The following is a 3304-nucleotide window of genomic DNA, read 5'->3' on the forward strand; positions in this document are numbered from 1 at the left end:
ATTTGATGCCTGGCAGTTCCCTACTCTCGCATGGGGAGACCCCACACTACCATCGGCGCTACGGCGTTTCACTTCTGAGTTCGGCATGGGGTCAGGTGGGACCACCGCGCTACTGCCGCCAGGCAAATTCTGTTTCATCCATACCGTATACAGCATCTCTGCCTATACCATACGAACCAATCTCGGAACATTCAGCTGAAAATTCAATTACAGAGTCACTCTAAAACACCTTTGGTGTTGTAAGGTTAAGCCTCTCGGGTCATTAGTACTGGTTAGCTCAATGCATCGCTGCACTTACACACCCAGCCTATCAACGTCTTAGTCTTAAACGTCCCTTCAGGTGGCTTAAAGCCACAGGGAAGACTCATCTCGAGGCAAGTTTCGCGCTTAGATGCTTTCAGCGCTTATCTTTTCCGCATTTAGCTACCGGGCAATGCCATTGGCATGACAACCCGAACACCAGTGATGCGTCCACTCCGGTCCTCTCGTACTAGGAGCAGCCCCTCTCAATCTTCCAACGCCCACGGCAGATAGGGACCGAACTGTCTCACGACGTTCTAAACCCAGCTCGCGTACCACTTTAAATGGCGAACAGCCATACCCTTGGGACCTACTTCAGCCCCAGGATGTGATGAGCCGACATCGAGGTGCCAAACACCGCCGTCGATATGAACTCTTGGGCGGTATCAGCCTGTTATCCCCGGAGTACCTTTTATCCGTTGAGCGATGGCCCTTCCATTCAGAACCACCGGATCACTATGACCTACTTTCGTACCTGCTCGAGCCGTCACTCTCGCAGTCAAGCTAGCTTATGCCATTGCACTAACCTCACGATGTCCGACCGTGATTAGCTAACCTTCGTGCTCCTCCGTTACTCTTTAGGAGGAGACCGCCCCAGTCAAACTACCCACCAGACACTGTCCTCACCCCGGATCACGGGGCCGAGTTAGAACATCAAACATTAAAGGGTGGTATTTCAAGGTTGGCTCCACGCAGACTGGCGTCCACGCTTCAAAGCCTCCCACCTATCCTACACATCAAGGCTCAATGTTCAGTGTCAAGCTATAGTAAAGGTTCACGGGGTCTTTCCGTCTTGCCGCGGGTACACTGCATCTTCACAGCGAGTTCAATTTCACTGAGTCTCGGGTGGAGACAGCCTGGCCATCATTACGCCATTCGTGCAGGTCGGAACTTACCCGACAAGGAATTTCGCTACCTTAGGACCGTTATAGTTACGGCCGCCGTTTACCGGGGCTTCGATCAAGAGCTTCTCCTTACGGATAACCCCATCAATTAACCTTCCGGCACCGGGCAGGCGTCACACCGTATACGTCCACTTTCGTGTTTGCACAGTGCTGTGTTTTTATTAAACAGTTGCAGCCAGCTGGTATCTTCGACTGGCTTCAGCTCCGGGAGCAAGTCCCTTCACCTACGCGCCAGCGTGCCTTCTCCCGAAGTTACGGCACCATTTTGCCTAGTTCCTTCACCCGAGTTCTCTCAAGCGCCTGAGTATTCTCTACCTGACCACCTGTGTCGGTTTGGGGTACGATTTCGTGTTACCTGGAGCTTAGAGGCTTTTCCTGGAAGCTTGGCATCAACTACTTCACCACCGTAGTGGCTCGTTATCACGCCTCAGGGTTGAATAAAAAAGCGGATTTACCGGCTCTTTCCCCCTACACGCTTGAACCGGGACAACCGTCGCCCGGCTAGCCTAGCCTTCTCCGTCCCCCCTTCGCAGTAACACCAAGTGCTGGAATATTAACCAGCTTCCCATCGACTACGCTTTTCAGCCTCGCCTTAGGGGTCGACTCACCCTGCCCCGATTAACGTTGGACAGGAACCCTTGGTCTTCCGGCGTGCGGGTTTTTCACCCGCATTATCGTTACTTATGTCAGCATTCGCACTTCTGATACCTCCAGCAGACCTCACAGTCCACCTTCGACGGCTTACAGAACGCTCCCCTACCCAACAACACCTAAGTGTCGCTGCCGCAGCTTCGGTGCATGGTTTAGCCCCGTTACATCTTCCGCGCAGGCCGACTCGACCAGTGAGCTATTACGCTTTCTTTAAATGATGGCTGCTTCTAAGCCAACATCCTGGCTGTCTATGCCTTCCCACATCGTTTCCCACTTAACCATGACTTTGGGACCTTAGCTGGCGGTCTGGGTTGTTTCCCTCTTCACGACGGACGTTAGCACCCGCCGTGTGTCTCCCGTGATAACATTCTTCGGTATTCGTAGTTTGCATCGAGTTGGTAAGCCGGGATGGCCCCCTAGTCGAAACAGTGCTCTACCCCCGAAGATGAGTTCACGAGGCGCTACCTAAATAGCTTTCGGGGAGAACCAGCTATCTCCCGGTTTGATTGGCCTTTCACCCCCAGCCACAAGTCATCCGCTAATTTTTCAACATTAGTCGGTTCGGTCCTCCAGTTAGTGTTACCCAACCTTCAACCTGCCCATGGCTAGATCACCGGGTTTCGGGTCTATACCTTGCAACTTGACGCCCAGTTAAGACTCGGTTTCCCTACGGCTCCCCTATACGGTTAACCTTGCTACAAAATATAAGTCGCTGACCCATTATACAAAAGGTACGCAGTCACCCAACAAAGTAGGCTCCCACTGCTTGTACGTACACGGTTTCAGGTTCTATTTCACTCCCCTCGCCGGGGTTCTTTTCGCCTTTCCCTCACGGTACTGGTTCACTATCGGTCAGTCAGGAGTATTTAGCCTTGGAGGATGGTCCCCCCATATTCAGACAGGATGTCACGTGTCCCGCCCTACTCATCGAACTCACAACATATGCATTTTTGTGTACGGGACTATCACCCTATACTGTGCGACTTTCCAGACGCTTCCACTAACACATACGCTGATTCTGGTTCTGGGCTCTTCCCCGTTCGCTCGCCGCTACTGGGGGAATCTCGGTTGATTTCTTTTCCTCGGGGTACTTAGATGTTTCAGTTCCCCCGGTTCGCCTCATTACACTATGTATTCATGTAATGATAATGTGTCGAAACACATTGGGTTTCCCCATTCGGGTATCGTCGGTTGTAACGGTTCATATCACCTTACCGACGCTTTTCGCAGATTAGCACGCCCTTCATCGCCTCTGACTGCCTAGGCATCCACCGTGTACGCTTAGTCGCTTAACCTCACAACCCGAAGGTGTCTTAAAGACATCATCGCGCTGCGATTATTTGAGAGACTCTGTTACAGACTAATCCACCACTCAGTACTTCTACGGAGAGTGATGTTCAGCTGTAAACTTTCAATTTTCAGCTTGTTCCAGATTGTTAAAGAGCAAT

At 51.8% G+C, this 3304-nt stretch carries 2 rRNA genes; both read right to left on the reverse strand.

Features of this window, described 5'->3' with window-relative positions:
- Window positions 1-7: 7 nt before the first annotated feature.
- Window positions 8-123 (reverse strand): 5S ribosomal RNA (gene rrf / locus D5398_RS25140).
- A gap of 118 nt (window positions 124-241) precedes the next feature.
- Window positions 242-3151, reverse strand: a 23S ribosomal RNA gene (locus tag D5398_RS25145).
- Window positions 3152-3304 lie beyond the last annotated feature (153 nt).

This window comes from Rahnella bruchi (assembly GCF_003614975.1).
GTDB lineage: Bacteria > Pseudomonadota > Gammaproteobacteria > Enterobacterales > Enterobacteriaceae > Rahnella > Rahnella bruchi.